We start from the raw sequence: 26,609 nt of genomic DNA, 5'->3' as shown, positions 1-26,609 counted from the left end.
TTACAACACCTTCTCTTTCTTGCGCTTGAGGTAGAATGGTTTAAGCACAAACCGTACGATGCCCTGGGCCGCGATGAAGAAAATGATCGAGCCGATGATGATCTTGATCAGCTCCGGCGGAACCCCCGCCGCAAAGCTCATGCCTGCGGAGCCGTAAGTAAGCACACCATAAAGCGAACCCGCCAGGACAACTCCGAACGGATGATTCATCCCCAAAAGCGCAACGGCTATGCCGTCAAAACCGTATCCCGGCGACGCCGCAAACACGGATTGATAATGGAATACGCCAAGCACTTCAAAAGTTCCGGCCAACCCGGCAAACACGCCGCTGATGAACATGGCCTTCACCACATTGCGCCCCACGTTCATGCCGGCATATTCCGCCGCATTCGCATTGAAGCCAACCGCACGCATTTCATACCCTTGCTTGGTTTTCCACAGATAGACATAGAAGAACAACGCCGCGAGCAGGGCGATAACCGTTCCCCAATGGACGCGCGCATTGTTAAAGATCCCCGCCAAAAATGTCAGCGCCGCCGAAGCTCCGATATCCTCCGAGCGATTCTGACCTTTTAAGAGGAAGAAATGACGGATCACGTAATTGGATAGATATAAAGCCGTCCAGTTCAACATGATCGTCGTAATGACTTCGTTAATCCCGCGCTTGGCCTTCAGGTACCCGGCGATCGCCGCCCAAAGCCCGCCTGCGACACCGCCCGCAATGACTGCCAAAGGCACGACGATATTCGAGGATACGCCTGTCATTAACAGCGATACGGAGGTTGCGGTCGTCATCCCGATCAGCACTTGCCCATCCGCACCGATATTGAACATCCCGGAACGAAACGCAAAGGCAACCGCAAGACCGGTAAAGATCAGCGGAGTAATTTGACGAATCGTCTCCCCGAAATCGTACGGATTGCCTATCACACGCTGGATCAATGCGCTATATGCAACCAGCGGATTGTAACCGCCGAGAAGCATCACTACAGCGCCGACCAAAAGGCCGAGCAAAATTGCTACGAGCGGAACGATCAGGCTGTCCAGCGTAAATATTTTGCGCAATTTATCCATGCGATTGTCCTCCCTGCTCCATAAAACCGGCCATCATCAGCCCGAGTTCCTGATCGTTCGTATCCTGCGGGCGCACTTCACCGACAATTCTGCCTTCGTAAATGACCGCGATTCGATCCGATACGTTCATAATCTCATCCAGCTCAAATGAAATCAGCAACACGGCCTTGCCCTTGTCCCGCTGTTCAATCAGTTGCCGGTGAACAAACTCGATCGCACCAACGTCCAATCCGCGGGTCGGTTGAGCTGCGATCAGCAGATCCGGATTCTTGTCTATTTCCCGCGCAATAATCGCTTTCTGCTGGTTCCCCCCTGACAAAGAACGAGCCTTGGTCTCAATGCTGGGGGTGCGTACGTCGAACTGCTCAACAAGCTCTGTGGCATGGCGGTCTACGGTCCGCTGGTCGAGAAACCCGCTCTTGCTGTAAGGATGCTTATAGTACGTTTCGAGAACCATATTCTCACTGATGGAAAAATCGAGTACTAGACCGTGCTTGTGGCGGTCCTCCGGAATATGGGACAACCCGCTTTCAATAATTTTGCGCACCGGCAGATTGGCGATTTCCTTACCCGATAACTTGATGGAACCGGAATTGATTTTGCGGAGTCCCGTAATGGCTTCGATCAACTCCGTTTGTCCGTTGCCGTCCACTCCGGCGATCCCGATGATTTCACCGGCCCTCACCTGCAGGTCCAAACCGTTCAGCACGGGAATGCCATTCTTGTTTTGCATCTTGACCTGACTGAGCTGCAGTACCGGTTCTCCGGCAACCGGCTCTTTTTTGTCAATTTGGAATGTGACATCCCGTCCCACCATCTTGGCGGCCAACTCGTTCGGGTTCGTGTTGTTCGTGTCGACCGTATCGATGACTTTCCCCCGACGGATAATCGTGACTCTGTCGGAAATCTCCATGATTTCCTTCAGTTTATGCGTGATGAGAATGATCGATTTGCCTTCCGCAACCAGCCTTTTCATAATAGCCATCAGCTCTATGATTTCCTGGGGCGTAAGCACCGCTGTCGGTTCGTCAAATATGAGAATATCCGCGCCGCGGAACAAGGTCTTCATAATTTCGACGCGCTGCTGCATTCCGACCGAAATATCCTGAATTTTGGCATTGGGATCGATCTGAAGACCGTACTGTTCCGACAGTTTAGCCACTTGGGCGGACGCCGATTTATAGTCGATATTTATTCCCTTCTTCGGTTCCATCCCTAAGATAATGTTCTCGGTGACCGTAAAAGGCTGTACCAATTTAAAATGCTGATGCACCATGCCGATGCCCAGCTTGATCGCTTTGTTCGGGTTGTCGATCGTCACCTGTTGTCCATTGATCTCGATCGTGCCGTGATCGGGTTGATAGAGTCCGAACAGGATGTTCATTAAAGTGGATTTGCCTGCCCCATTTTCGCCCAGAAGCGCATGGATTTCACCTTTACGTAAGGTCAGGCTGATTGAATCATTGGCTACAACACCGGGAAAAGATTTTGTGATTTGCTTCAACTCGACTACGGTAGCCGCAGTACTCATGAAATCACCCTCACCATCATGGGATTTACGCAAACAACAAGGCCAGCTGAGATAACACACTGGCCTTGCCTGCTTGTACATATTAAACTATCGGCTTAATACAGCAGCCGTATTAAAGCTTGCTTACTCGGCAGGAACCGTGATTTCGCCGCTGATGATTTTTTGCTTGTATTCTTCGACTTTATCGAGAATTTCCTGGCTTACATTCTTCTTGGAAGTCTCCGGAAGACCTACGCCGTCATCTTTCAGAGTCAGGTTCGTTACCGAACCGCCTTTGAAGGTTCCGTCGATCACTTGTTGCGTAATATTCTTAACCGCGACGTCCACCCGTTTGATCATCGAAGTCAACGTAACGTCATCGCCAAACTCCAGCGATTGGTCCTTGTCCACGCCGATAACCCAAACCTTTGAGCCGCCCGCATTGTTGCGAGCCTTCGCTTCGTTAAATACGCCGTTACCGGTTTGTCCCGCAGCCGGGAAGATGATGTCCGCGCCATCGTTATACAGCTGGCTCGCCAACGATTTACCGATATCCGGTTTATCGTAAGCGGCAGCGTAAGTAATTTTCACTTCCGCGTTAGGGTTAACAGCCTTTACACCGGCTTGGAAGCCGACTTCAAAACGTTTAATTACCGGACTTTCGGCCCCGCCGATAAACCCAATCTTGTTCGTCTTTGTCGTTAATCCGGCAACCACGCCGACCAGGAACGAACCTTCGTTTTCGGCAAATGTAACGGAGGCCACGTTAGGTGCTTCCACCACACTGTCGATGATAGCCAGGTTCGCGTTCGGGTTCGCGTCAGCCACTTGTTTCAGAGCGTCGCCAAGATCAAAGCCGATCGCCCAAGTAAGATTATAACCGCCCTGCACGAACTGGTTCAAGTTAGGAATATAGTCTGCGCTGCTGTTACTTTGCAGGTATTTGTGTTGAATGCCTTGCTCTTTGTTCAGTGCCTCAAGAGCTTCCCAAGACGATTGGTTGAAAGACTTGTCGTTTACGCCGCCAATGTCTGTAACAAGACCGACCTTGATATCGGCCCCCTTCTTCGCCTCATCGCTCGTCTGGGTATTGCCGGCACCCGTATTGGGCGCAGCGCCGCTTTCGCCCGCTTTCCCCTTATTGTTGCCGCATCCCGCCAGTATCATTGTCAGCGCGAGGACCATGACTAAAGAAAATTTGAAGGCTCTGTTCATTGACGTTAAATCCCCCTTATGATTTTTAACCTTGTCTAGGCTTCATGTACAGACCGATTATACCTTTTAATTTGCGTAAAATCCATACTTTTAATGACCGCAGGTTAAATAAGTTTCGCCTTTTTGTGAAATGAAGCGCTTACCTTCGACATAATTGCCACATAACGTTCGCTATGTGTAATATTCTGGTTGTTCAAACTGTGGTAACACCACTCCGTTTCTATGTATAGACTACCCCAAGTGCCGTTATTTAACACAAAAACGGCCGTCGTTTCCGGTAATTTCTCAACCAGTTACGACGGCCGTCTAAAACATGCCGATTAGGCGTTAATTTTCTCCTTGGCCACGGTAGCCAACGAGTTGAATGCGTTAATGTCGTTTACAGCCAGGTCCGCAAGCATTTTGCGGTTGATGTTTACTTCAGCCAGTTTCAAACCGTGCATCAATTTGCTGTAAGACAATCCGTTCATACGGGCAGCAGCGTTGATACGCACGATCCAAAGTCTGCGGAAGTCGCGTTTTTTCGTGCGACGGTCACGATATGCATAAAGCAAGGATTTCATAACTTGCTCGTTTGCGGTTTTGAAGATGCGGTGTTTGGAACCAAAATAACCTTTAGCCAGTTTCAATACTTTTTTATGACGACGACGAACGACGAATCCGCCTTTTACTCTTGCCATATTAATAAACCTCCCAATAAGTTGTGTTAAAAAATTACTTCAAGTTTGCAAGTTGTTGTTTCAAACGGTTAACGTCACCGGAATAAGCCACAGGGCTGTTTGCCAATACACGTTTAGCGCGTTTGGACTTATGGGACAGCAAGTGATTGCGGTTCGCTTTGTAACGTCTTACTTTACCGGATCCGGTAATTTTGAAGCGGTCCTTCAGACTGCTGTGGGTTTTCATTTTAGGCATTGTACTTCCCCCTCAAAGTTTGTGAACTGCGCGGTTCAATCGGTCAAGCCGGGATACCGCTTAATTTTTAGGTGCCAAAATCATGATCATGCTACGGCCTTCCAATTTCGGATGGCGCTCCACCGTGGAAATCTCCGCAACCTCTTCTTTAACGCGGTCGAGAATTTTCTTACCGATGTCAGCATGGGTAATTTCACGTCCGCGGAAGCGGACCGAACATTTTACCTTGTCTCCATCTTTCAAAAATTTGATCACATTGCGAAGCTTCGTCTGGAAGTCATGTTCTTCAATGTTGGCACGGAACCATACTTCCTTGATATCCACTATCTTCTGATTCTTACGGGCTTCCTTCTCTTTCTTCTGTTGCTCGTAACGGAATTTGCCATAGTCCATGATCCGGCATACCGGTGGCTTGGCCGTCGGCGCTACGTTAACCAGATCCAGATTCAGGTCGATGGCCATTTGAAGTGCCTCACGGATCGGTTTGATGCCGATCTGCTCCCCGTTGGCCCCCACCAAACGTACCTCTTTGGCCCGTATCTCATCGTTGATCAAATGTTCCTTACTGATAATTCTCCACCTCCAAATAATTCTCTTGTCCCTTAAAAACGGTTATGGCTCAAATAAAAAGGGATACAGGTCCACGCCCGCATCCCAAATTGATCGTCAATTCTTCATGAATAAACCTATTCATAAATCATTGGATCAAAACCAGCCAACACGAACGTCGGTCAGGTGAGAAGCCATGGCCTCTGCTTGCAATCCAAACAGTTATTGCAACACACTTGAATAGTCTAACATATCCCTCAAATCCATGTCAAGCAACGCGATCAAAAAATGGGTTTTGAGCTCCCCCATTCAATAAAAGATCAAAATCCGGCTTTTCAGCACCGAGTAGCATGGATGAAACCGGGCCTGAGGAGCGGAGCGTAGAGGAGCCTACGTGAGCACCGGAAGGGCCGGTTGAATTCAAGATTCGACGCCGACTTGACTTCGGAAGAATCACTTCGTGATCAAAAGCCGGATTTTGAGCTACCTTAAATTAGCCTTGTTTGCTTTGAACTTCTTCTAGGCGTACCACCCGCGTATGCTGCGTGTGGCTCCACTGCTTGTTGTTCTGAGTGAAGAAGGCGTAGAACGTGATCGGCCACCACGATACCAGGTAAATCGGGAACAGCACCAGGTAGGCATACACTTTCTTCGATTTGACCTTCTCCAGAATCATCGCCGCCAGGAAGATAAACACGTTGGCCCCGATCGCTACAGAAGAGAGCCATAACGGAAGATGGGCATACAGCGTTTCAAAGTTCGGACCGCCGAACAGCGACTGGTCTGCCCAGATTAACGCCGTAAGCAGGAATGTCAGGAGTACGATGTAGACGTTAACCCCGTACAAGGCCATATCCAATTTGACCAAATTGCGTTCCTTGATGCTCTTCCAAAGAAGCGGGAAGAAATAACGACGGGCCACCGTAAAGTGACCCTGCATCCAGCGCAAACGCTGGCGCGCGGAAGCTTTGAATGTGAGCGGCTTCTCATCAAAGAGCTTGGCGTCATAGTTAAACACCGGATAAACCCCGCGTTCCACACAGCGCATCGTAAACTCCAAATCCTCAACCAGACTGGTGGCTCCCCAACCGATTTCTTTCAAAAGCTCGGTCTCAAAGCACATCCCCGTGCCTCCGAGGAAGTTAGCCATCTTCAAATTGTGGCGGGACAGCTGCCACAACCGGTTGCAATACCAATAGGAAATCCCGTAGGAAGCCGTGATCCAGGAGTCCTCCGGATTTTTGGTGTCGATATATCCCTGAATGACCCGGGCTCCTGAACAAAGGTCGTTATTCATCTCGTTCAGGAAATCAGGATGTGCCAAGTTATCGGCGTCAAACATAACGACCGCGTCATACTGCTTCGGCATCTTCCACAGTTGCTTCAGCATCCATTCAATGGCGTATCCCTTCCCGCGAAGGTTGGGATTCGTCCGCACGCAAGCGTTCATGCCATGGCTTCTGACAATGTCGGCGGTCCCGTCCGTACAGTTGTCGCAAATGACAAAAACATCGTACAGTTCCTTCGGGTAATTCAGTTCTTTCAGGTTCTCCATTAAAGCGCCGACGACCTTTTCTTCGTTATGAGCCGCTACAAGAACGGCAAAGGATTTCGCCGGAGCAAAGTTTCTCTTGTTCTTCTTCTTGTACAAGCCAAACAGCGCCAGACCGAACTGGTACACCCCTACCACCGCAAGCACAACCTGCAGCGATATCAAAATGGCGTCCATCATTAATCTCTGTACCCCCTTTTAACTCCATCAATTTTTCATGTCTTTTTTCTCTAAATCTTGTGCGGAGTTTTTCATGACCCTTATTGCTTTTCTTTTGCGAAAATCTAAATTTCTTTTCAACGCTTTTTCGATTTTCCATGACTTTGCATCATTTGTCAAACCGGTGTAAGACCTGAAGGACGCAAAATCCGGCGGAAGTTACTCTATATTCCCTTAAGACACCGTCGCTTCCTGCAATCGGTACGTTTTATTCTTATTTTCATCCGTTTTTGGCGTTTTTATTTCTTTAGCCCCCCCTTTTTTTCATATGTAAACGTTATATAAAAAAAGCAGCTATTATACAAACGAAAAAAAACGAAGAAAGTTTACTCAATAACTCATTTTTCTTTAAACTTTTTTGCTATTATTTGAATCAACGACGCGGCTTCGTTCACATTAATTTTAAAAAAGGGTATATTAACACCAAACGCGGCCTGTCCTTAAAGGCCGCGGATTGCGGATTTATTGTAAAAAATGTAGCAACCAACCTGAACGGTTTCTTGCAGCAAACCAAGCGCGGAGGGATCTTTATGACTCGATTGCTTCAAAAACTGATACGACTGGACCAGAAACTGTTTGTGGGGATTAACGGACGACTGCACAGAAGTTTTCTGAATTTCTGGCTGTACTACCTGACCCATCTGGGCGGAGCCGTCTTTACAATCCTCGCCACCTTGCTCATCTGGCTGGCAGCTCCGGAACCCTGGAACAAAACGGGGCTTCAGGCGGGTGTCGCCTTGGCCATCAGTCATATCCCGGTCGCCCTTGCCAAAAAAACATACCCGCGTGTCCGGCCCTACTTGACCCTCCCGGGGACGAATACCTTTCGAAATCCGCTGACGGATCATTCTTTTCCTTCCGGACATACGACTGCCATTTTTTCGGTGACTGTGCCATTTATGGCAGCGATGCCGGTTCTTACCTTTATTCTCGGACCCGTGGCTTTGATTGTGGCGGTATCGCGCATTTACCTGGGGCTGCACTACCCTTCCGACGTGCTTGCGGGGGCCGTGATCGGTTCTTCCGTAGCCTTCGGTACGGTTGCATTATGGGCGTAAAGGGGATATTGTAGTGGATAGAATAACCTTGCAGGAAAAGGTGAAACTAAAGTGCAAAAACAAAGGGTATTGCTTTTGTCCGAGGGGTTTGGAGCCGGTCACACCAAGGCGGCATATGCGCTCTCGAGCAGTTTACGCAAAGTAGCGCCGCATGTGCAGACCAAAGTACTCGAACTGGGAAGCTTTTTAAATCCCAGAGTGGCGCCTATCATTATTACCGCCTATAAGAAAACGGTGTCCACCCAGCCGCGGCTCGTCCGCATGATGTACCGCAGCAACTATAAAAAATCCTTAAACCGATTAACGACACTTGCCCTACATCGGATATTTTATACGCGCACGATTCAGATTATCCGTCAATTGCATCCGGATGTTATCGTCTGCACCCATCCTATTCCCAGCGCCATCATATCGCGGATCAAGCGCCTTGAACTGCTGGATGTGCCGCTCTGTACCGTCATAACCGATTATGACGCTCATGGAACCTGGGTCAGCCGGGAGGTCAACAGCTACCTCGTCTCCACCGACCAAGTCAAGCAAAAGCTGCTGGAGCGAGGCGTGGAAGAGGAGAAGATAAGGATCACCGGCATACCGGTTCATCCGAATTTTTGGGAGCGTCACCGGAAAGAAGATATCCGGAGCCAATTTAACCTAAAAAACATGCCCACCGTGCTCGTCATGGGCGGAGGCTGGGGCTTTATGAAGGATGAAGCGGTCAGCTCCCTTTTGGCCACGTACAGGGACCGGATTCAGATTATCTTCTGCCTTGGGAGCAATACGAAATCATTGGAGAAGATGAAGAAGGACCCGCGCTTTATTCATCCGCACATTCATTTGCTTGGCTTTACGCGGGAAATCGACAAGCTGATGGAGGTCTCCGACCTGCTGATCACGAAACCGGGAGGCATGACCTGCACGGAAGGATTGGCCAAGGGGATTCCGATGCTGTTTCACAAGCCCCTTCCCGGACAGGAGGAAGAGAACTCGCAGTACTTCGCTTCCCAAGGATGGGGAACTCCCATCGGCTCGCTCGACGATATCACCGCCTGGATCAACCGGCTCACCCACAACTATGAAGAAGTGGTGCGCAACCGGGAGGAAGTGCTCAATCATATCGCCAGCTATTATCCGCTGCAGAGCGCGCAAGCCATCATGGATCTTATCGAAGATAAAAGAGTTTTGGCGGAATAATCAACCCATCATTCATACAAATAACCAAAAGGCCTCCGGATCATCCGGAGGCCTTTTGGTGGCCGGCGACTAAAACTCGTCCATTTTATGCTCGTGGTACCGGCGCAAAGCCGCTTCCCCAACCTTCACTTCGCAGCGGTAAATCGGCATGCCTTGTCCCACAAACTTGCTTTCGTATTCGGTCATCACATGCTCCTCGTTAATCCCTTCCCCGTGCAGGTTGAGCGATATGTTGCTCAACTGCAGCCCGCAAGCCGCAAAAGCATTGAGCGAAAATTGAAACAGCTCCCGGGAATCGGTCTTGAAGTGGATTTCCCCCTCTTCATTCAGCAAAGAGCGGTATTTCTCCAGAAAGCGCGGATGGGTCAACCTGCGCCGGGCATGCTTTTTCTTCGGCCACGGATCGCTGAAATTCAAATAAATCCGCGAGACCTCGCCCGGTGCAAAAAACTCCTCTATCGATTCTATGTTGCCGAGGGCCAGTCTGGCATTGTCCGGATTTACCACGTTCTCCCCGCTCCAGATGTTCCGCACTTTCTCGCTGGCCCTGCGGATCAATTCATCATACATATCCATGCCCACAAAGTTGCAATCCGGATGCTTGAAGCTCATCCCGCTGACGAATTGTCCTTTGCCCATGCCCAACTCAATATGAAGTGGCCGGTCACCGCCAAACAACTGCGACCATTTTCCTTTATGTTCCCGGGGATTTAGAATCACCAGATCCTGCTGCTGCTCCAGATTCTCCCGGATGCCCTTTCTGCCGCGTAAACGCATCTCATTCCTCCGCCTTTATGTTTTGCCTAAGCTTCATAACCATTACTGAAATATTGTGCCGAAGATCAACCTAAAAGTAAAGCGATTATAACGGCACCCGATAAAAAAGTGAAAAAGGAATCCGGCGCCGCCGGGGAGACGGTTCGCGGATTCCTTCTTCGATATATTTTGGAATTGGGGTCCAAACGTAGTTTAGGTACAATTAAAATAACATAATCTGTAATTCATCGCAAGAAAACAAGGCGGTCCAGATGCCTTTTTTTCGTAATTTTTGATACAATGATCCAAGGGAAGCCGCTAAATTCAAGGATTTTGAGCTTTGAACAGCAGAAAAACATATTTTTTTGACAACTTCATGACTTTATAGGATTAAAGGAGCAAAGATGATTAATACCCCATTAACGACCCCGAAGCTTTGGGGCGACAAACGATTTCATACCTGGAACACCGAGATGCGCGAACAGTTCGGAGACAAGGTTTTTAAAGTCATGCTGGATGCCGGGTTCACCTGCCCGAACCGTGACGGGTCGATCGCCAAAGGCGGCTGCACATTTTGCAGCGCGCGCGGGTCGGGCGATTTTGCCGGAAGCCGGCGGGATGACCTGGTGACCCAATTCAACACCATTCGGGACCGCCAGCATCTGAAATGGCCGAACGCCCGTTATATCGGTTATTTTCAGGCCTATACGAACACGTATGCCCCGGTTGAGGAACTGAGGGAATACTACGAAGCGGTTCTGGAGCAGCCGGGAGTCGTGGGCCTGTCGATCGCAACGCGTCCCGACTGTTTGCCTGACGATGTAATCGATTATTTGGCCGAATTGAACGAACGCACCTATTTGTGGGTGGAGATGGGCCTGCAGAGTATTCACGAATCCACGTCCGAATTGATTAATCGAGCGCACGATACGAAATGCTATCTGGACGCCGTGGAAAAGCTCCGCAAGCGGAACATTCGGGTCTGTACGCATATTATTTACGGGCTGCCGCAGGAAACCCACGAAATGATGCTTGAGACCGGACGCGCCGTGGCGAATATGGACGTCCAGGGCATCAAAATTCACCTGCTTCATCTGATGCGCAAAACGCCGATGGTCAAACAATACGAAGCCGGGCTGCTGCGCTTTTTGGAAAAGGACGAGTATATCAAGCTTATCGTCGATACGCTCGAATTTTTGCCTCCCGGAATGGTCGTGCACCGTCTGACCGGCGACGCTCCGCGCGATTTGCTGATCGGACCGATGTGGAGCCTGAAAAAATGGGAGGTCCTTAATGGGATCGACGATGAACTGAAACGCCGGGACACCTGGCAGGGGAAATACTGGAGGGGATAAAAATGGGTTTTCTCTCGGTGCTTAGCTTTGCGCACAAGCTTGTGGGAGAGCGGCTGCAGCCCGGCGATGCCGCCGTGGACGCCACGGCCGGGACGGGGGCGGATACGCTGTTCCTCGCCAGGGCTTGCGGCCCGCGCGGCCAGGTATTCGCCTTCGATATCCAGGCCGAAGCCCTGTCCCTGACGCAAGCCAGGCTGCACAAGGAAGAGCCGGCCTTGCTTCCCGCAGTGACCTTGCTGCGGCAAAGCCATGCGGAGATGGAGGAGGCGCTCCCTCGAGGCATCCAGGGCAAGCTGGGAGCGGTCATGTTCAATTTAGGCTACCTACCCGCCGCGGGGGCGAATCCGTCCCTCATCACGCAGACGAGCAGTACTTTACAAGCGCTGGATGCCGCGCTCCGGCTGCTGCGGCCGCGGGGCATTCTGACCGCTGTGCTCTATCCGGGACATGCGGGCGGCGATGAGGAAGCGATGGCGGTGGAATCCTGGGCATCCGCCCTGCCCCAAGCGGCGGGGCAGGCGGTCATTTACCGGCAGTTGCAGAAGCCGGCCGCTCCCTACCTGATCGCCGTCGAAAAAAAACAAGAAAAAGAGGGGTTTTCCGATGTCAGTTAAAAAAATCGAGCATGTCGGAATCCGGGTTACGGCCCTGGAAGATTCCGTCGAATTTTATGTCCGTGTGATCGGCCTCAGACATCTGCACACCATCGGCGAGGTAGGAGAACCGTTGCGGCTCGCCTTTCTGACCTTCCCCGGGCAGGAATCCGTCGAGTTGGAGCTGATTTACATCCGTGGCGGCGAAGAACTTCCGCGGGAAGGCAGAGTACACCATGTCGCCTTTACGGTGACGAACATTGAAGAGGAATACGCCCGGATTTCGAACCTTGGCTTATCCGGACTTGATGAGGAAATCCGCTCTCTGCCTAATGGCAGCCGGTTTTTCTTTTTCAATGGACCGGACGGGGAACGAATCGAGTTTTTTGAGCCATCACTCCATTGAAGGAAGTGCTTCCCGATGCAACAGCAAACCTTTACATTCGGCAATGACGCGGGCCACCAGGTATTCGTCTACCGCTGGTCCCCCGCTCCCTCCGTTCCGCTGCGGGGCGTCCTGCAAATCGCTCACGGCATGAGCGAGACGGCGGAGCGGTATCGCCGGTTTGCCGAGGCGCTAACCCTGGCGGGCTTTGACGTATATGCCAATGACCACAGGGGACACGGGCGTACGGCCGCAACCCCGGAGCAGCTTGGTTGGCCGGGACCGGATGGGCTGAACGGCATGGTCCGGGACATGATCGAGCTCGGCAAACGCGCAAAGAGCGATCATCCCGGCCTCCCGCTGTTTCTGATGGGGCACAGCATGGGCTCTTTTTTGACGCAAAAGACGATGTACACCGCCCCGGAACGATACAAGGGCTTCATCCTCTCGGGAACCAACGGCCCGCGGGGGCTGCTCTCCTTCGGTCAGCAACTGGCCCGTTGGCAGGCGGCCATTCAGGGACCGGAGCACCCGAGCTTGCTTCTCAACGCGCTCTCGTTCGGCAGCTTCAATCGCGGCTTCCTGCCCATGCGCACGCCGTTCGATTGGCTTTCCCGCGACGAGCACGAGGTGGACCGGTTCATCGAGAATCCGCTGTGCGGGTTCATCTGCAGCACCGGATTCTTTCAAGGGTTATTCGGATTGCTTCGCGAAATACACCGGCCGGAGCTGATTTTTAAGATTCCCAAGGACAAACCCATTTACGTGTTCGGAGGAGACTGCGACCCGGTCGGCTTGAACGGGAAGGGCGTAAACCGCTTGATCACTTTGTACAAGAAACTGGGGATCGAGGACCTCGAGGTCAAACTGTATCCGGAAGGCCGGCACGAAATGCTCAACGAAACCAACCGGGACGAGGTGACCAAGGAGGCCATCGCTTGGCTGGAGCGTCACTTGACATCGGCCTAGCCGACTCACTCGCAAATCGACCGAGTTCTCCGTAGCCGTGCGACAAATAAAGGGATTTCTCTCTCTTATTTGTCGCATTGTTTGTGTGCGATGGCGTACCAACTGGATTTTCTCCGGCTAATCTTGGCCAAAAAGAGGGTTCACCCCCATAACGGCTTAAATTAACCGGAGGATCTCCAGATAAACTTGCGACATGTGCTTTTACGGCCGGATTAGCGGGAGAGTTTTCCGATACTGTCACTAGCGTTGCATTAAACCTACATGGTGCTACCCATGATGAGACTTTTTCGCTGACTTAAGAGATGGTGGCAAGCTGGATCTGGCCCCCGCAAATTCCCTAGCCAAGCCCGCCAGCATTAGCGGCCTTTTGGACCGCTATTTCAGCCCAATTTGGCTCCGCGGGAACAATAGCGGTCAAAAAAGCCTTATTGCCTTGGTGCAGACCCCGAAATAGGGTTTGGCCCGGTTTTTTCTAAAAATAAGGTCCTAAACGTCCGCTATCTCATACCGCCCCGCCAAATTCGACAAAATTGCGCCGTTTAAGGCTCTTATTATTTGCCCTCCTTCGAAGAGGAGATGGCCGCTGGAAAATTTGCCCGTGATTCAACTGCTTTATGCAACGCTAGTGGGATAATGTGTTCCCCAAACCCGCTAGTCAGCCCCCTCCCGGTCCAACTCCCCCCTCATCATCATGCGAAAATTCCTGCAAATCTGCAGGCTTTTTTCCCGATTTGGACCGCAATTCATAAATACCTGCAAATCTGCAGGTATTTCGGGCAACAAACGCCCGTTTCTCAAAAACCACAAGAAATTCCTGCACATTTGCATCCTTTTCGCCTTTGTCTATGAGAATGGCGGAAATTCCTGCACTTTTGCGTCTTTTTGCCTGGAGCCAAAGCCACTAAAAAAGCTGTCCCGTTCGTCTTCACAAGACAAACGGGACAGCTCCCCTTATTCCTCTTCCGCTTCGTGCTCCGCGGCGCCATTCTCCGCCTGCGGCCGGTCCAGCCAACTGCGGATCATCGATAGCAGTTGGGCGCTGTTCACCGGCTTCGTGATATAGTCGGATGCCCCCGCCTCCAGGCAGGCCTCCCGGTCCCCGCTCATCGCCTTGGCCGTCAGCGCGATAATCGGCAGGTCCCGGAACTCCGGCTTCTGACGAATGGCCCGCGTCGTTTCGTAGCCGTCCATAATCGGCATCATAATGTCCATCAGGACGATCTCGATCGAAGGGGTATTCTCCAGGATCTGAATGGCCTCCTGTCCATTCTCCGCCGGAATCACCTTCATATTGTGCCGTTCCAGAATCGTGGTCAGCGCAAAAATATTCCGGATATCGTCATCGACGACAAGGACCTGCTTCGACTTGATCATCTCGTCCGATTCATGCAGCTTCACCAGCGTTTGCCGCGATTCGTCCGGCAGGTTCTCCGCCTTCCGGTGCAGGAACAAACTGGTTTCGTCCATCATTTGCACCGGAGTCTTGACCTCCTTGATCACGGAGGATTTCATCAGATCCTCGAGCTGGTTTTCCTGCTCCGGCGTCCACTTCCGCTGCCGGTTCAGGATGATCGGCACGGCTTTGTTTTGCATATTTTTGTGAATATCGTAAATCAGACCGAAGACATCCGTGCCGCCCAAATCGTTGTCGATCAAGATGACGTCAAACTTCTTCGCTCTCAACTGATTGAGCGCCTTGCGGCCCGTATCGCAAGCCACGATTTCAAGGTCACCGTTATCCAGCAGTTCCACCGACTCCGTTCGGCGCGCCTCGTCGCTCATGACGATCAACAGCCGGTGTGTCTCCCGGTTTGAAAAATCCCGCAGTTGGTCCAGCTTCGACTCCAGCACTTCGTTGGAAACCGGCTTGCGGATATATTCGAAGACGCCTTTTTGCCGCAGCTCGATTTCATCATCCTCTACCGTAATGACGCAAATCGGGATATGACGTACGCTGAGGTCGTTTTTCAACTGATCGATAATAAGCCAGCCATCCATATCCTTTAACCGCAAATCCAGCGTAATCGCGTCCGGGCGATATTTCTGGGCAAGCTCCAAGGCACCGGTGCCCCGGGTCGTGACGATCCCCTTGATCCCTTTTTTACGCAGAACGTCCAGGAGAATTTCATTGAACTTCACGTCGTCTTCCACGATTAAAAAGACGGAATCTCCCGGCTGAATCGAATCGCGGTCATCCTCGATCACCCGCTCTTCCTTCGGCGCGCCGGCCCGCTTCGGTTCCCGCGGCGTGACGTCGATCACCTCAGGGACATAACGTGCGGCCGGAAGCGGCTCCGAAACGGTCTCGGCGTCTTCTTCGGGATCATGGCCCGGAATGTCCGTATACAGCGGCAGGTACAGATTAAAGACACTGCCCTTGTCAACGACGCTGTAGAGCGTAATTTCACCGCCGAGCAAAGCCGCGATCTCGCGGGAGATCGCCAGGCCCAAGCCGGTTCCTCCGTATTCCCGGCTCGTGCTGCCGTCGGCCTGCTGAAACGCCTCAAAAATAATCGCCTGCTTGTCGACCGGAATGCCGATTCCCGTATCGCTGACCGAGAAGCAGATGACTTCCTTCGCCCGGTTCAGTTTCTCGTTTCCGGCACTCCAGCCTTCCTCGGCCTTACGGACATCCAGCAGAACCTGGCCTTTTTCCGTAAATTTGAAGGCGTTGGAGAGCAGATTCTTCAGGACTTGCAGCAGCCGTTTCGAATCCGTCACCAGGCTGTCCGGGATATTCCGCTCCAGCTTGATCGCGAAGTCCAGCTGTTTCTGTTCCGCGATATGGCGGAAGGTGCGCTCCATGCTAACCTTAATTTCCTTCAGCTTGATTTCGTTATAATCGGCGGTTACCGTGCCCGACTCGATCTTTGACAGGTCGAGAATATCATTGATAAGCTCCAGCAGCTCCGTCCCGGCATCCTGGATCGTCTGGGCGAATTTCACCTGATACTCCGTCAGGTTCCGGTCCGGATTTTCCGCCAGCTGTTCGGCCAGCAGCAGCAGCGAGTTCAGCGGCGTACGCAGTTCGTGGGACATATTGGCCAAAAACTCGGATTTGTAGCGGGAGGTTAAAGCCAACTGCTCCGCCTTCTCCTCCAGCACGCGTCTCGCAATTTCGACCTCGTTGTTTTTGCTTTCGACCTCCGCCTTTTGCAGCACGAGCAGCCGGGCTTTTTCCTCCAGCTCCTCATTCGTTTCCTGCAGTTCCAACTGCTGATTCTGCAGCTCTTCGGTCAAGGATTGGGATTGCATCAGCAGTTCTTCGGTCCGGCGGTTCGCCTGCATCGTGTTGATCACGATCCCGATCGACTCCGTAAGCTGGTCAAGGAAGTCGAGATCGATCGCGGTAAACCGGCGGAAGCTGGCGAGTTCCAGGACCGCAAGCACCTGATCCTCAAAAATAATCGGGAGCAGCACGATATTCAGCGGAGCCGCCTCGCCGAGACCCGACGAGATCACGACGTAATCCTCAGGCACATTCGTCAGCAGGATACGCTGCTTCTCGATCAGGCACTGGCCGACAAGTCCTTCGCCCGCCTTGAATTGATTGGACAAATGCTTCCGCTGCTGATAGGCGTAACTGGCGAACAATACCAGAGTCGATTCGCCGCCGATCTGCTCATTGATGTACATGACCCCGTGCTGCATAGAAACCAGCGGCCCCAGCTCCGACAAAATCATGCGGGAGACCGCGTACAAATCCCGCTGACCCTGGAGCAGCCGGGAGAATTTGGCCAGATTGGTTTTCAGCCAATCCTGTTCCGTGTTGATCCGGGTCGTTTCTTTCAGATTGCGGATCATTTCATTCACATTGTCCTTCAGCACGGCGACCTCGCCGGCTGCGGCGACATCGATGCTGCGGGACAGATCGCCCTCGGTCACCGCGGTGGCGACGGTGGTGATGGCGCGGACCTGCGACGTCAGCGTGCTCGCCATGTAGTTAACGTTATCCGTCAAATCCCGCCACGTACCGGCCGCTCCGGGAACGTTCGCCTGTCCGCCGAGCTTGCCTTCCGCGCCAACCTCGCGGGCCACGGTGGTGACCTGATCGGCGAAGGTCGCCAGCGTATCGATCATGTTGTTGATCGTGTCCGTCAATTCCGCGATTTCGCCCTTGGCTTCCACCGTCAGCTTCTTCTCCAGGTTCCCGTTCGCGACCGCCGTGACGACCTTCGCGATGCCGCGAACCTGGTCCGTCAAGTTGGCGGCCATGATATTTACGTTGTCGGTCAGATCCTTCCAGATCCCGCCGACGCCGTTCACCTGGGCCTGTCCACCGAGCTTGCCGTCGGTGCCGACCTCGCGGGCCACCCGCGTGACTTCGGAGGCGAAGGAGTTCAGTTGATCCACCATCGTGTTGATCGTGTTCTTAAGTTCCAGCAGCTCGCCCTTGACGTCGACGGTGATCTTTTTCGACAAATCGCCATTGGCGACCGCCGTCGTGACTCCGGCAATGTTGCGCATCTGGATCGTCAGATTGCTGGTCATCGTATTGACCGTATCGGTCAGGTCCTTCCAGGTGCCGGACACGTCCTTCACGTCCGCCTGCGCCCCGAGCTTCCCTTCCGTACCGACCTCGCGGGCGACGCGCGTCACCTCGGAAGCGAACAGGCTGAGCTGATCCACCATCGTGTTCATGGTGTTCTTCAGCTCCAAAATCTCGCCCTTCGCATCGACCGTGATCTTCTTCGACAAATCGCCTTTCGCGACGGCGGTGGTTACCTCCGCGATGCCGCGCACCTGGTCGGTCAGATTGCGCGCCATATTGTTGACGCCCTCGGTCAAATCCTTCCACGTGCCGCCGACGCCCTTCACCTCGGCTTGCCCGCCGAGCCGACCTTCGGTGCCGACCTCCAGCGCCACGCGCGTGACTTCGGAAGCAAAGGTTGAGAGTTGGTCCACCATCGTGTTGATCGTGTTCTTCAGCTCGAGAATTTCCCCTTGTACGTCGGCGGTGATCTTCTTGGAGAGGTCCCCGTTGGCGACCGCCGTCGTGACGACGGCGATGTTCCGCACCTGGTTCGTCAAGTTGGAGGCCATATAGTTGACGCTTTCCGTCAAATCGCGCCAGGTTCCGGCCACGCCGCGAACCTGGGCCTGTCCGCCCAGAATCCCGAGCGTCCCCACCTCGCGGGCCACCCGTGTGACCTCGGAGGCGAACGTCGACAGTTGATCCACCATTGTATTGATCGTATTTTTCAGCTCCAAAATTTCGCCCTTCGCATTGACCGTAATATGCTTGGACAAGTCGCCTTTGGCAACCGCGGTCGTGACATCCGCGATATTCCGCACCTGATTCGTCAGATTGGAAGCCATGTAATTGACGCTTTCCGTCAAATCCCGCCAAGTTCCGGCCACCCCGGTTACTTCGGCCTGCCCGCCGAGGATCCCCTCTGTGCCGACCTCGAGCGCCACGCGCGTGACCTCGGACGCAAAGGTCGAAAGTTGGTCCACCATCGTGTTGATCGTATTTTTCAACTCCAGAATCTCGCCCTGAACGTTGGCCGTAATCTTCTTCGAGAGATCTCCGTTGGCGACCGCCGTCGTGACGACGGCGATGTTGCGGACCTGATCGGTCAGGTTCGAGGCCATGTCGTTGACGCTTTCGGTCAAATCCTTCCACGTGCCCGAGACGCCCTTCACCTCGGCCTGACCGCCGAGTTTGCCTTCAGTTCCGACCTCCCGGGCCACCCGCGTGACCTCGGAAGCAAACATCGAAAGCTGATCCACCATCGTATTGATCGTGTTCTTCAGCTCCAGAATTTCGCCCTTCGCGTTGACCGTAATCTGTTTCGTCAAATCGCCATTGGCGACCGCGGTCGTAACCGCGGCAATATTGCGGACCTGGTCGGTCAGATTCGCGGCCATATTGTTAACGCTGTCAGTAAGGTCCTTCCATGTGCCCGAAACGCCCTTCACATCGGCCTGACCCCCCAGCTTCCCATCGGTTCCGACCTCGCGGGCGACCCGGGTCACCTCCGAAGCGAAAGTACTGAGCTGGTTAACCATTGTGTTGATATTGCTGGCCATCCGCAAATACTCGCCGGTTAACGGTCTGCCCTCAAACTCGACTTCGACCTTCTGCGTCAAATCCCCTTGGGCCACCGCATTGATCACCCGGGCGACTTCCGTCGTGGGCTGGACGAGATCGCTGACCAGACCGTTCAACGACTCGACAATTACTTCCCAGCCGCCGCCGGTGTTCTTATGATTAAATCTTCTGGATAATTTGCCTTCCTTGCCGACGACCTGGGCAACCGTCCGAATTTCCCCGGCAAGACTCTCCTGCATGTCCATAATCTCGTTAAAGGTGTCCGCTACTTTTCCGGCGATGCCGGTTTTGTCGTAAGGCATCCGGAAGGAAAAGTCACCCTTTTTCATGGCTACCAATGCATTCAGCAGTTCACCCGCATCGATCCCGTCCTGGGACGGCGGGGACTGCTGCTGATCCTGATTCGACATTTTCGATCCTCTCCCGATTTGTTATATATAGACATATATGTACAACCTATGACAAAATCTTAACCTTTAATTATATTACTATGCAAATCAATCCGATGTCATTAACCGTAAAGTCATGCGGCACAAAGACCCAGAAACAGGCAAATCCCGCCCTGCCTGCAGGCAAAGCGGGATTTTTAATCTTATCTTATCAAATGAAAGCTCTGGATACGATCACAAGCAGGATGAACAACACCAAAATCGTACCGGTAGATGTAAAAATGCTGCCCGGATATCCTCCGCCGTATCCTCCGTCTTTACAGTCAACACCGCTCACAGGGATTCCTCCTTTGGTTTAGAGTACACCCCTATATTATTCGGGATCCCGACGCTTGACTGGGCCTCTACGCCAAGTTGGGCACAAGCCCCGGCCTTTCAAAAACTAAACCATCACACGTTTCAATTGAACCATGTACCGGGACCTGACCACGGCATAATAAAGGGCTTGAACCGCCAGGAAAGCGCCGGTGGCCGTCAGAACCGGCAGGGTGACTTGTCCTAAATTAAAGGCGCTGCCGAGCAGCGAAAGGACAACCATCGTCTGTATGCCCGAAATCAGAATCGGCACAAAAAACAGCAGGGCGATCTGCAAGCCGGACGCGAATTTCATTTCGCCGTCGGCCAACCCGATTTTTGAAAGGGAATGATACATGCGGCGGTCCTGATTCAGCTCGCTGTACAGCTTAAAGTACAGGAAGCTGGCCGACGAGATGGAAAAGATGGCCGCGATAAACACGCCGACGAAACTGAACATGGACAACCCCTGTTTGGTGTTCGCGTACATGTCGCCCCGGGCGGACAGATAGTTTTCCGTCTCTCCGTCATCCAGCCTTCCCCTGTTCTCCGCCACAAAGCGGACCGTCGTAACGACTTCCTGGTCCTGCAAGGAAGGTTCGCCCTGGCGATCCCAGGCTTTAATTAAAAAGCGAACTTCAGAGGAGATCCACCTGATCTGATCCTCTGGAATTCGGTGCTTTATTTTATCATAATCCGCATCATTCACCACAATCAGCGATTTGCCGCCGCCTGCGCCAAACAGCCGCTCCGGCCGTTCCTCCATGATCGTAAAGGTATGGGAGAGCGGCGATTCCAGTGAAAATGCCTTCCCTTGATGCCCCAGAAGATCTTCCGGAGGATCCTCCACCGAATACAACAGCACCCCTTGGTCTTGCGGCACCTCCTGAAGCGGCGTGGCGCCGGCTCTTTCAGCCAACTTATTGTAATTCGTCAGGGAAGCAAGTTCCACGTACAGCCTGTCACTAGAAATATAAGATTGAATGGTCTCCGTGCGGAAAGTTTCATAGGCGATTCCCTCTTTTTCCAGTTCACCTTCTACCCATTTCAGGTCTTTTTCCAGGTCGGATTCGTTATACACGCTAATAGTCATGGCAAAGGGGTCCCCGGCATACAACTTCGCTATTTGGGCATTGACCGACAAAATCATCCCCACGCTCATACAGGCCAAGGAAGTGGCAATCGTGACCATGAACAGCATCCTCGCGTTATCCTTCAGCTTATAGGCCATTTCCGAAACCCAGATGAGATTCGTGCCCCGCCACAGCATTCGCTTGCTTCTCTTGGCCGCCTTTAACAGAAACACAACGACTTGCGTATAGAAAAAATAAGTCCCCCCGATTCCCGCCGCCGCAGCGAGCAGTACCTCCTTCTCGCCGATTTTGGCCCCGCGCCGCAACAGCATTACGGCAACCGCGAGCAGGACGATGCCCAGAAGCACGAGCACCCAGGAAGTCTTCGGCTCTTTTTTCGGTTTACTGCTGCCGGTCAGAAGCTCAAGCACGCGATTTTTACGGATAAACAATAGTGTAAACACCGATAAAAACAGAAACAGCAGCATAAACGCCACCGTCGTAAAGATCATAGCCCTCCAAGGCAAATAAAAGGGAAGTCCTTTCCCCCCCGTCACGGCAGCCCCCAGCAGCAGAAACAGCTTGGATAGCAGCATGCCGCTGGCCAGCCCGGCAAGGATGGACAACAGGCCGATCATCATATTCTCCAGAAATATCAGCCGGTTGATCGTCCCCGTGGTAGCGCCGAGGATCGTCAAAATGCCGAATTCCTTGCTTCGGGCCTTCAAAAAGCTGCTGATCGAGTACAGAACAAACAAAAACGAGAAAATGAAAATGATATATTCGGCGGCCTGCATACCGACGCGCGTCATCCTTCCCATTTCCGAACCGGTAATACCGGGGTGGAAGATGAACATCGCATAAGTGAAAAAAATCATCACCATAAAGGCGCTGCTCAAAAAATAAGCGATATAGGCCCGCGCATTCCGCCTTACGTTGTTAAACGCGAATTGAAGAAAGCTCATGGGCGTTCCCTCCCAAAAAGGACAGCATTTCAATAATTTTCTGGAAGAAAGCCTGCCTGCTGTCCCCCCGATGGATTTCGCTCGACAGCATCCCGTCCTTGATGAACACCACCCGGTCACAGTAGCTCGCGGCCAGCGGGTCATGGCTGACCAGCATCATGGTTGTTCCCTCGCTCCGGTTGATGCTCTCCAGCATTTCCATCACGACCCGCGAGGCATTGGAATCGAGCGAGCCCGTCGGTTCGTCCGCCAGCAGCAGGGAAGGTCCCGGAATCATCGCCCGGGCGATAGCGGCCCGCTGCCGCTGGCCTCCGGAAATCTCGTAAATTCTTTTGCCGAGAATATCCCGAATCCCCAGCTTGTCCGCGATCGACTCCAGCTGTTTTTCCATTTTCCGCAGCGGTCTCCGATCCAGCGTCAACGGCAAAACGATATTTTCCGCAACCGTCAACGTATCCAGCAGATTAAAATCCTGAAACACGAATCCCAGCTCCCTGCGCCGGAAAGCGGCAAGCTCCTTTCTTTTTAAGGAAAACGGATTTTTGCCGTTAATCAGCACCTCACCCGTGCTTGGCGCGTCGATCGTCGAAACCAGATTTAACAACGTGGTTTTCCCGCTGCCGGAAGGACCCATAATCCCGACAAATTCCCCTTGCTCAATCGTCAAATGGATGTCGTGCAGGGCACGCGTCACGATTTTTCCCGGATATACCTTGCCGAGACCCCGTACCTTCAACAAATCCATATTAATTCTCCTCCTTCGCTCCCACCAGCCGGCACAGGCCGGCGGAATTCCATGGTGCCATGATTATACTTTAGCCAATCCCAAGAAATCGGGCCAGCGATTTATCTTAAGCCTGTCTTAACGATTTGTAAGGTTATGTTCGCCCAAAAAAAAAGATGCCCCGTTTTCTCAACGGCAGCATCCGACAACTACAACTTCCGGTCCGCAGTAAAAATCATTCTGACTGTAGTCCCATCACCCCGAGATGATTCCAATTCCACTTTGTGGTCCAAACGCCGGCAAACCTCCCGGACGAGATAAAGCCCCATTCCGGTGGATTCCCGGTACTGCCTCCCTTGTTCTCCCGTAAAATAAGGGTCAAAAACGCGGCGGATATCCTCCTTCCGGATACCCACGCCGTAATCGGTAATTTCAAGCATGATTTTCTTGGCCAACCGCGTTGCGGTAAACTCCACCTTGTTCCCTTTGCCGGCCGAATAATTCACGGCATTAATCGCTATCTGGCCCAGAATAAATTCCAGCCATTTTTCATCGGAAAACACATGGACGTCTTCGTCGATCTCGATAACCGGGTAGACTCCCTTCCGAATAAACAGCCTCCGATGGGCCGCTACGGTGCGGTTTACGACCTCCCTCAGAGAGACGCGGTCCACGCGAAAATCGCTTTCGAACCGTTCCAGCCGGGACGTGTACAGCGCCATTTCCAAACCTCGGCGCAGCCGGTCCAGCTCTTCCTGGATACTTTCGATGACATGTTCGGGCAGCGCTTCTTTTTCGTTTTCCAACGTCAGTTGAATGACGGATAAGGGTGTCTTCATCTGATGAACCCAACGGTTGGTAAACGCCGTGTTGGTCTCCATTTGGCTGCGGTATCGGTATAATTCCTCCTGAAACAACCTGTACCCGGACTCCATCCGGAAATCAAACGCAAGGGCCAGCGGCGTTTCGCCGGAAGGCTCCATGAGTTCTTCCAGTCGCTCGGGCGGCTTCGTCAGCTTGCGGTAAACCTCACGCCGGCTGAAATAATGGTAACCCAAGTACAACAGAAGAAAAGTGACGCTGAGCAGCAGCGCATACAGCGCGATATCCGGCTCCCGGCTTCCGGCCAGCCAGTACAGTAAGGGAACCAGAAAAATTTGCGGCACCAAAAAGAGCAGGAGCGGGAGCTGTTCCTTCCAGAAAAGTCTCATGCTTCTCCCGCCGCAGAAGGCAGCAGCCTATATCCCGCTCCCCTGACCGTCTCGACGGCATCCTCCATCCCCAGCTCTTTCAACTTCTTCCGGATACGGGTCACATACACGTTCAGCGTATTGTCATCGATAAAATGATGGTCCTGCCACATCAGATCGAGCAGTTTCTCCCGGGTGACGACGCGGCCGACCCGCTGCATCAGCGCTTCAAGCAGCACCGCTTCCTTTTGGGTAAGCACCGTCGACCGTTCTCCCCGCATCACCGTAAACCGCTCAGGGTACAGCAGGAGTCCGGCGCCGCCCACGGTTCGCTCCTCCTGCTTCGCGGCATAAGTGCCGTAAGCCCTCCGCAGGTGGCTGCGGATTTTGGCCATGACCACCTCGTAAGAGAAAGGTTTGGTGATGTAGTCATCCGCCCCGTTCTCAAGCGCCATGATCTGGTCCATCCCGCTGTCCCGGGCGGAAATAAACAGAATCGGGCAGGTCGAGACGGCGCGGATCTGTCGGCACCAATAAAATCCGTCGAAGTTCGGCAGATTCACGTCGAGCATAACCAGATCCGCCCCGCTTTCCGTAAAGCGTTCCAGCACCCGGCTGAAATCGGAAACCTGCTCCGCGCGATACCCGTACTTCTCAATTTGAGAGGAGAGCATCGCGGTGATCTTCGGATCGTCCTCCACGATCAAAATGGTAAACATAGGTTTAAGACTCCTTTCCTCGTCAGACCGGAGACGACTGGAACGGTGCGATGTAATACCGCGGCTTATCCGGCGCGGGCTCTTGCTGGTAGACCACGATCAGCAAGGAACCGCCCCGCTCCGCCGCGGAAGACTCCGGCCCGTCCAGTACGGCCCGCAGCGAGAAAGGCAGCTCGTCCACGACCGCGTTCTTCTGAAGCTCCCTTTCGCTGAATCCGTGCGCGGCAAACGAGGCGGAAACGTCCTGCGGACGCTCTGCCAGCTGTTTAAATATCGCGTTCCTGCGCTCCTTATTCAGCCGGTCCTCCCACCAAATTTTTCGCGGCTTGTATTTGTGACCCAAATAATAATCCAGCTTCATCAGGCCCAGGACGATGTCCGGTTCCTTCATGCCGCGGCAGCTTAAAAATTCGTGCAGACGCGTGAACAAATCCTCCAGTTGATGGCCAATGCGCTGCCACCCCCGGCTTTCCCAGAAGTCGCCGAATTCCTGGAAGAAATCGAACGGGGAGTCGAACTCCGAAGTGATCAGGTATTCTACCGTATGGTCCATCCGGTGATCGTTCCAATATTTCTCCAGCACATCCTCCAACCGCTTTAACCGGACGACGTCGGTAAACGGCAAAATGTCGTTGCCCAATATTTCATATGGCGCATGGTCCATATAGATATAGTTATACTTGGCGGCATCGTTACGCAGGCCGGTTCCGCGCAGCATTTTCAGGAAGCCGAGCTGGAGTTCTTCCGGCCGCATGGCAAAAACGTCGTTAAACGTTTTGCGGAAGGTCGCATAATCCTCTTCCGGAAGGCCGGCGATCAGATCAAGATGCTGGTCGATTTTGCCGCTTTCTTTGATCTTCGTCACCGTCCGCTTCAACTTGGTGAAGTTCTGGCGGCGCTTAACCAACTCGTTTGTAGGGTCGTTCGTTGATTGGACGCCGATCTCAAAACGGAAAATTCCCGGCGGGGCGTGCTCCGCCAAATAATCCAGCACTTCCGGCCGCATAATGTCCGCCGTGATCTCAAATTGAAACACACAGCCGCCATGGTTATGAATAAGAAACTCGAACATTTCCATGGCGTAGCTGCGGTTGATATTAAAGGTACGATCCAGAAACTTGATCGTCTTCGCTCCGTGGGAAATCAAATACAAAATATCCGACTTCACCCGCTCGATATCATAATATCGGACACCCACCTCGATGCTGGACAGGCAAAACTGACAGCTGAACGGGCAGCCCCGGCTGGTCTCGAAATAAACGATCCGTTTGCCCAAATGCGGGATATCCTCTGGGAACCGGTGAGGCGACGGCAGCGTATTCAGGTCGGATTTCGGCCGCGGCGGATTGAGACGGATCTCCCCGTCCTTCCGGTAAGCCGCCCCGAACACGAAATGAAACTTTCGGTCCCCCGCAAGCTCCTCCAGGAGATGATGGAACGTCTCCTCACCGTCGCCCATAACGATAAAATCAACGCTCGGGATTCGCTGCATCCAATATTCCGTATCATAGGACACCTCCGGCCCGCCGAGCACGATCGCGGCATCCGGCAGCACTTTGCGGAGCAGTTCCACCACCTTGATCGTCTCTTCGATGTTCCAAATATAGCAGGAGAACCCTACCACATCCGGCCGTTTCTGATATAAATCCGAGACGATGTTCAGCACCGGATCCTTGATGGTGTACTCGGCCAGGTCGATGTCGAACCGGTTCCCGCTGTATGCCTTCAGGAGCCGGATCGCCATCGAGGTGTGAATATACTTGGCGTTTAACGTAGCTAGGATGACTTTCATCGCTCAC

General features: G+C 52.8%; 21 protein-coding genes. 6 read left to right on the top strand and 15 right to left on the bottom strand.

The window, feature by feature from the left end; translation table 11 throughout:
• From V4U88_RS13625 to V4U88_RS13595, 7 genes are all read right to left on the bottom strand, one after another.
• Positions 1-1,074, bottom strand: coding sequence for an ABC transporter permease (locus V4U88_RS13625; protein WP_334073793.1), 1,074 nt, complete (start codon positions 1,072-1,074; stop codon positions 1-3).
• Positions 1,067-2,605, bottom strand: coding sequence for an ABC transporter ATP-binding protein (locus tag V4U88_RS13620; RefSeq protein ID WP_334073792.1), 1,539 nt, complete (start codon positions 2,603-2,605; stop codon positions 1,067-1,069). The genes V4U88_RS13625 and V4U88_RS13620 overlap by 8 nt, the downstream gene beginning before the upstream one ends.
• Before the next feature lie 123 nt (positions 2,606-2,728).
• Positions 2,729-3,799 (bottom strand): BMP family lipoprotein, encoded by a 1,071-nt coding sequence (locus V4U88_RS13615; protein WP_334073791.1) that lies wholly within the window; start codon positions 3,797-3,799, stop codon positions 2,729-2,731.
• 320 nt (positions 3,800-4,119) lie between these two features.
• Positions 4,120-4,479, bottom strand: a complete 360-nt coding sequence (gene rplT, locus V4U88_RS13610; protein ID WP_108464861.1) for a 50S ribosomal protein L20 — start codon at positions 4,477-4,479, stop codon at positions 4,120-4,122.
• 34 nt (positions 4,480-4,513) lie between these two features.
• Complete coding sequence (gene rpmI / locus V4U88_RS13605; protein WP_091232353.1) at positions 4,514-4,714, bottom strand: 50S ribosomal protein L35; 201 nt, start codon at positions 4,712-4,714, stop codon at positions 4,514-4,516.
• A 60-nt stretch (positions 4,715-4,774) separates the two neighbouring features.
• Complete coding sequence (infC, locus tag V4U88_RS13600) at positions 4,775-5,269, bottom strand: translation initiation factor IF-3 (protein ID WP_334073790.1); 495 nt, start codon at positions 5,267-5,269, stop codon at positions 4,775-4,777.
• Between the two features lie 487 nt (positions 5,270-5,756).
• Positions 5,757-6,995 (bottom strand): glycosyltransferase family 2 protein, encoded by a 1,239-nt coding sequence (locus V4U88_RS13595; protein WP_334073789.1) that lies wholly within the window; start codon positions 6,993-6,995, stop codon positions 5,757-5,759.
• 569 nt (positions 6,996-7,564) lie between these two features.
• On the opposite strand from V4U88_RS13595, the gene V4U88_RS13590 reads away from it, so the two are divergent.
• Entirely contained in the window at positions 7,565-8,092 is a 528-nt protein-coding gene (locus tag V4U88_RS13590) for a phosphatase PAP2 family protein (RefSeq protein ID WP_334073788.1), read from the top strand.
• 51 nt (positions 8,093-8,143) lie between these two features.
• Positions 8,144-9,283 (top strand): MGDG synthase family glycosyltransferase, encoded by a 1,140-nt coding sequence (locus V4U88_RS13585; protein WP_334073787.1) that lies wholly within the window; start codon positions 8,144-8,146, stop codon positions 9,281-9,283.
• A gap of 69 nt (positions 9,284-9,352) precedes the next feature.
• Here V4U88_RS13585 and trmB read toward each other — a convergent pair whose 3' ends face one another.
• A complete protein-coding gene (gene trmB / locus V4U88_RS13580) occupies positions 9,353-10,060 on the bottom strand; it encodes a tRNA (guanosine(46)-N7)-methyltransferase TrmB (protein WP_334073786.1) in 708 nt (235 codons plus the stop codon).
• A 383-nt stretch (positions 10,061-10,443) separates the two neighbouring features.
• Here trmB and V4U88_RS13575 point away from each other — a divergent pair, with 383 nt between their 5' ends.
• The 4 genes from V4U88_RS13575 to V4U88_RS13560 are packed head-to-tail and all read left to right on the top strand — an operon-like array spanning position 10,444 to position 13,341.
• Complete coding sequence (locus V4U88_RS13575) at positions 10,444-11,394, top strand: TIGR01212 family radical SAM protein (protein WP_334073785.1); 951 nt, start codon at positions 10,444-10,446, stop codon at positions 11,392-11,394.
• A gap of 2 nt (positions 11,395-11,396) precedes the next feature.
• A complete protein-coding gene (locus V4U88_RS13570; protein ID WP_334073784.1) occupies positions 11,397-12,008 on the top strand; it encodes a tRNA (mnm(5)s(2)U34)-methyltransferase in 612 nt (203 codons plus the stop codon).
• Positions 11,998-12,393, top strand: a complete 396-nt coding sequence (locus V4U88_RS13565; protein WP_334073783.1) for a VOC family protein — start codon at positions 11,998-12,000, stop codon at positions 12,391-12,393. Before V4U88_RS13570 ends, V4U88_RS13565 begins: the two co-directional genes overlap by 11 nt.
• A gap of 15 nt (positions 12,394-12,408) precedes the next feature.
• Positions 12,409-13,341 carry an alpha/beta hydrolase gene (locus V4U88_RS13560; protein WP_334073782.1) on the top strand — a complete coding sequence of 311 codons (933 nt, stop codon included), beginning with the start codon at positions 12,409-12,411 and terminating at the stop codon, positions 13,339-13,341.
• A 951-nt stretch (positions 13,342-14,292) separates the two neighbouring features.
• Here the strand turns inward: V4U88_RS13560 and V4U88_RS13555 are convergent.
• The 7 genes from V4U88_RS13555 to V4U88_RS13525 all read right to left on the bottom strand — a co-directional run bounded on the left by V4U88_RS13555 (position 14,293) and on the right by V4U88_RS13525 (position 26,602).
• On the bottom strand, positions 14,293-19,806 hold the full coding sequence (locus tag V4U88_RS13555; RefSeq protein WP_334073781.1) for a HAMP domain-containing protein: 5,514 nt from the start codon (positions 19,804-19,806) through the stop codon (positions 14,293-14,295).
• 190 nt (positions 19,807-19,996) lie between these two features.
• Positions 19,997-20,122 carry a YjcZ family sporulation protein gene (locus tag V4U88_RS13550; RefSeq protein ID WP_334073780.1) on the bottom strand — a complete coding sequence of 42 codons (126 nt, stop codon included), beginning with the start codon at positions 20,120-20,122 and terminating at the stop codon, positions 19,997-19,999.
• Positions 20,123-20,227: 105 nt separating this feature from the next.
• On the bottom strand, positions 20,228-22,177 hold the full coding sequence (locus V4U88_RS13545; protein WP_334073779.1) for an ABC transporter permease: 1,950 nt from the start codon (positions 22,175-22,177) through the stop codon (positions 20,228-20,230).
• Positions 22,152-22,922 carry an ABC transporter ATP-binding protein gene (locus tag V4U88_RS13540; protein WP_334073778.1) on the bottom strand — a complete coding sequence of 257 codons (771 nt, stop codon included), beginning with the start codon at positions 22,920-22,922 and terminating at the stop codon, positions 22,152-22,154. The genes V4U88_RS13545 and V4U88_RS13540 overlap by 26 nt, the downstream gene beginning before the upstream one ends.
• Positions 22,923-23,110: 188 nt before the next feature.
• The gene (locus tag V4U88_RS13535) at positions 23,111-24,112 is read right to left on the bottom strand and encodes a sensor histidine kinase (RefSeq protein WP_334073777.1); all 1,002 of its coding nucleotides are present in this window, start codon (positions 24,110-24,112) and stop codon (positions 23,111-23,113) included.
• The gene (locus V4U88_RS13530) at positions 24,109-24,810 is read right to left on the bottom strand and encodes a response regulator transcription factor (protein ID WP_334073776.1); all 702 of its coding nucleotides are present in this window, start codon (positions 24,808-24,810) and stop codon (positions 24,109-24,111) included. The genes V4U88_RS13535 and V4U88_RS13530 overlap by 4 nt, the downstream gene beginning before the upstream one ends.
• A gap of 22 nt (positions 24,811-24,832) precedes the next feature.
• The gene (locus V4U88_RS13525; RefSeq protein WP_334073775.1) at positions 24,833-26,602 is read right to left on the bottom strand and encodes a B12-binding domain-containing radical SAM protein; all 1,770 of its coding nucleotides are present in this window, start codon (positions 26,600-26,602) and stop codon (positions 24,833-24,835) included.
• Positions 26,603-26,609: the final 7 nt, after the last annotated feature.

The organism is Paenibacillus sp. A14 (genome assembly GCF_036864815.1).
In the GTDB taxonomy this organism is placed as follows: Bacteria; Bacillota; Bacilli; order Paenibacillales; family Paenibacillaceae; genus Fontibacillus; species Fontibacillus sanfengchensis.
The sequence above is the reverse complement of the archived record's forward strand: the minus strand, read 5'-3'. Positions and strand labels throughout refer to the sequence as shown.

Bases quoted from the DNA above. Each gene is read 5' to 3' on its own strand.
- V4U88_RS13625 (WP_334073793.1), bottom strand. From the start codon at position 1,074: ATGGATAAATTGCGCAAAATATTTACGCTGGACAGCCTGATCGTTCCG.
- V4U88_RS13620 (WP_334073792.1), bottom strand. From the start codon at position 2,605: ATGAGTACTGCGGCTACCGTAGTCGAGTTGAAGCAAATCACAAAATCT.
- V4U88_RS13615 (WP_334073791.1), bottom strand. From the start codon at position 3,799: ATGAACAGAGCCTTCAAATTTTCTTTAGTCATGGTCCTCGCGCTGACA.
- rplT (WP_108464861.1), bottom strand. From the start codon at position 4,479: ATGGCAAGAGTAAAAGGCGGATTCGTCGTTCGTCGTCGTCATAAAAAA.
- rpmI (WP_091232353.1), bottom strand. From the start codon at position 4,714: ATGCCTAAAATGAAAACCCACAGCAGTCTGAAGGACCGCTTCAAAATT.
- V4U88_RS13595 (WP_334073789.1), bottom strand. From the start codon at position 6,995: ATGATGGACGCCATTTTGATATCGCTGCAGGTTGTGCTTGCGGTGGTA.
- V4U88_RS13590 (WP_334073788.1), top strand. From the start codon at position 7,565: ATGACTCGATTGCTTCAAAAACTGATACGACTGGACCAGAAACTGTTT.
- trmB (WP_334073786.1), bottom strand. From the start codon at position 10,060: ATGCGTTTACGCGGCAGAAAGGGCATCCGGGAGAATCTGGAGCAGCAG.
- V4U88_RS13575 (WP_334073785.1), top strand. From the start codon at position 10,444: ATGATTAATACCCCATTAACGACCCCGAAGCTTTGGGGCGACAAACGA.
- V4U88_RS13570 (WP_334073784.1), top strand. From the start codon at position 11,397: ATGGGTTTTCTCTCGGTGCTTAGCTTTGCGCACAAGCTTGTGGGAGAG.
- V4U88_RS13565 (WP_334073783.1), top strand. From the start codon at position 11,998: ATGTCAGTTAAAAAAATCGAGCATGTCGGAATCCGGGTTACGGCCCTG.
- V4U88_RS13560 (WP_334073782.1), top strand. From the start codon at position 12,409: ATGCAACAGCAAACCTTTACATTCGGCAATGACGCGGGCCACCAGGTA.
- V4U88_RS13555 (WP_334073781.1), bottom strand. From the start codon at position 19,806: ATGTCGAATCAGGATCAGCAGCAGTCCCCGCCGTCCCAGGACGGGATC.
- V4U88_RS13545 (WP_334073779.1), bottom strand. From the start codon at position 22,177: ATGAGCTTTCTTCAATTCGCGTTTAACAACGTAAGGCGGAATGCGCGG.
- V4U88_RS13540 (WP_334073778.1), bottom strand. From the start codon at position 22,922: ATGGATTTGTTGAAGGTACGGGGTCTCGGCAAGGTATATCCGGGAAAA.
- V4U88_RS13535 (WP_334073777.1), bottom strand. From the start codon at position 24,112: ATGAGACTTTTCTGGAAGGAACAGCTCCCGCTCCTGCTCTTTTTGGTG.
- V4U88_RS13530 (WP_334073776.1), bottom strand. From the start codon at position 24,810: ATGTTTACCATTTTGATCGTGGAGGACGATCCGAAGATCACCGCGATG.
- V4U88_RS13525 (WP_334073775.1), bottom strand. From the start codon at position 26,602: ATGAAAGTCATCCTAGCTACGTTAAACGCCAAGTATATTCACACCTCG.